A 2,741-nucleotide genomic window follows, 5' to 3' on the forward strand; every position below is an offset into this window, starting at 1 on the left:
CCGACGGACGGTCTGCGCCGCAGCAGCTCATCCGTACGGCGCAGCAGCTCGCCTTCCGGCACGTTCATTTTTTGCAGCAGCCGGGGGAGCAGCCCCTCATGCTGCTCCAGCAGCGCTTTGAGCAAATGCGGATTGTCGATTTCCTGATGCCCCGCCCCCGAAGCCAGTGACTGCGCGGAAGCGACCGCCTCTTGCAGCTTTTGCGTTAATTTATTGAAGTCCATGCCTGCCTCATTCCCTTCTTAAATTCACTGTCCTCCCGTACTATCCCCGTATCCGGTCACCCGGCGGCGGTCCCGCTGCGCCCCGCCTTCGCCACCCGCTTCCTGGCGCCCGCCTGAAAGCTTGAGGATTGCTCAAGCTGCCGGTACAGCTGCTTCTCGGCCTCGCTGACACGTTCCGGCACCGCCAGCTCAATGTCGAACAGCACATCACCGTACGATCCATTCTCCCGCTTCAGCCCTTTGCCCGGTATCCGCAGCGTCTTGCCGCTCCTAATACCCGCCGGAATCTTCAGCTTGACCGCGCTTCCGTCCGGCAGGGATACCTTCGCCCCTCCGCCAAGCACGGCCTGCCACGGGGCGATTTCCAGAATGCCCCGCAGGTCTCCGCCGCTTGCTTCATACATATCATGGGGAAGGATATGCAGGACGATCCGCATATCCGCAGCCCCCTGCCGTCCACGCTCTCCGCTTCCCGCCATAGAAATGACCGTGCCGTCACCCGAGCGCGGCGGGATGTTCACGGTCACCGGCCGCCCTCTGGCCTGGACGGTGACGGCGCCGCCTTTATAGGCCTGCTCCAGTGTAATGTCGAGCCGCGCTTCCATCATGCCGCCCATGCCGCCTATTCCGTCTATGCCGCCGGGTCCCGGGCGCCGGGCGCCCGAGAAGAAATCGAAGCCGCCCGGACCGGCCGCCCCCCGGCTGCCGAAGAGCATATCGAACAGGTCGCCGTCCGGAATGTCCCCGCCGCTAAAGGAATAGCTGCTGCCGCTCCAGCCCCCGCCGAACGGCGATTCCCATGACGCCCCTCCGCCCGATGCTCCGCCTCCAAAGCCGTACTTCAAGGCTTCGTCATAGGCTTTACGCTTCTCCTCGTTCCCGAGCGTTTCATACGCCTCGGCTATTTTCTTGAAGCGTTCCTCCGCGTTTGAATTCTTGTTCACATCGGGATGCCACTCTTTGGCGAGCTTTTGGTACGCTTTTTTAATCTCCTGCTTTGATGCATCCCTGCTGACGCCAAGCACACTATAGAAATCGGATTCCGCCATCCCGGGCGCCCTCCCTTCTCCTATATTTATTATTTCCCCGTTTTGCACCTGCTGTAATCGGCATCGAGCCACAGCCCGCACCGCTTCGAAAAAAAGCGCATCATAGCCGAAAACCATCTACAATGCGCTCCTTCTGTATATTATTTAACACATACCTTTCATTACAGCTTTCAGTTATTGTCCGCCGTCCCGGATCTCAATGCGCTTGCCCTGCGGCTTCTGCCGCTTCGGCGCTTCAAGCATCAGCAATCCGTCTTTCAGTGAAGCGCGAATGCCCTCTTCTTCAATATCCTGCACGTAGAATCTGCGCACATACTCGCCATACCGGCGTTCTTTGCGGACGATCTGGCGCCCTTGATTCTCCTCGGTGGATTCTTCCTTGCGGACAGCCTTGATCGTCATATACGGGGCCGTATAATCAATCTCGATATCTTCTTTGGCAAAGCCCGGCAGTTCGGCTTCGATATGGTAGGCATTGTCGCTTTCGCGGATATCGGTTCGGAAAGACAGAGTGGAGTTCTTGAACGGAGCGAAGAAGTCATCTCCGAACATGTCATTCAAGGACTTCGTCAGTTGGCCAAAAGCCTCATCACGCCGTTTGCCAAAAGGAACCAGATCAAACATCTTTCATTCCCCTTTCTTGACTTTGACTTTATTTGACCTTATAGCTTTATTATAGACCCGCCCCGCTCCATGCTCAAAGCCGATTTCAACGCAAAAAACGCCGAATTCCGGCGTCTGCAAGCATTTTTAATGCAAAATTTTAGTGTTTTGATTAATTTGACCTTTTTTGACCTTCACTGGGGAACTTCTGCCTGTATTCCTTTTCCAGCAGGCTCATCGTAATGATGTCATGATATTCATGATTGTAGTACAGCGCTTCCCGGCGCACGCCCTCTTTAGTAAAACCAAGTCCCTCGTACATATGGAGAGCGCGGTTGTTGTACGAATATACTTCAAGCTCGATCCGGTGCAGATTCAAAATGCCGAAGCCGTATTCCAGCATTAGCCGCAGCGCTTCCCGCCCATATCCCTTGCCCTGCCGGTGCTCTTCGCTCACGGCGATGCGGATATTTGCGTTCCGGTTCATCGGGTCGATGTCCTGAATCGCGATATCGCCGATGGTCTCGTCATTTTCGTTCAGCGCGATCAGCAGCAGCACGGCGGAGGCATCGTCCGCTTTTTTCAGAACGTAGCGTTCAATCTGCTCCTTGGTGTAGATCTTCTGCGTTCCCGTCAGTCTTCTCGTCTCGCTGCCAAATAGCTGATGATAGTACCACTCCGCATCTTCCGCATTAATCGGGCGTAAATAGACCCGTTCTCCCGTCAAAAATCTGGCTGCCCTGTTCATAAGCTCGTCCCCCATTTCCTAAGATAGTGCTATGGTAGTTCATAACTGCATCTTGTTAAATATGCAAATCGGTTGAACACTCCCTCCCTACGCTTAGGCTTAGAGGAAGGAGATTCT

The 2,741-nt window shown here is 55.2% G+C and carries 4 protein-coding genes; all 4 read right to left on the reverse strand.

What is annotated here, in order from left to right:
• A partial coding sequence (locus L692_RS30105; RefSeq protein WP_036725421.1) for a Clp protease N-terminal domain-containing protein occupies positions 1–224 on the reverse strand: 224 nt, incomplete at its 3' end.
• 56 nt (positions 225–280) lie between these two features.
• Complete coding sequence (locus L692_RS0124530; protein WP_025702574.1) at positions 281–1,273, reverse strand: DnaJ C-terminal domain-containing protein; 993 nt, start codon at positions 1,271–1,273, stop codon at positions 281–283.
• A gap of 174 nt (positions 1,274–1,447) precedes the next feature.
• Positions 1,448–1,897, reverse strand: coding sequence for an Hsp20/alpha crystallin family protein (locus tag L692_RS0124535; RefSeq protein ID WP_025702575.1), 450 nt, complete (start codon positions 1,895–1,897; stop codon positions 1,448–1,450).
• Positions 1,898–2,048: 151 nt separating this feature from the next.
• On the reverse strand, positions 2,049–2,624 hold the full coding sequence (locus tag L692_RS0124540; RefSeq protein WP_084463373.1) for a GNAT family N-acetyltransferase: 576 nt from the start codon (positions 2,622–2,624) through the stop codon (positions 2,049–2,051).
• Positions 2,625–2,741 lie beyond the last annotated feature (117 nt).

The organism is Paenibacillus forsythiae T98, assembly GCF_000520735.1.
Taxonomy (GTDB): Bacteria; Bacillota; Bacilli; order Paenibacillales; family Paenibacillaceae; genus Paenibacillus_AQ; species Paenibacillus_AQ forsythiae.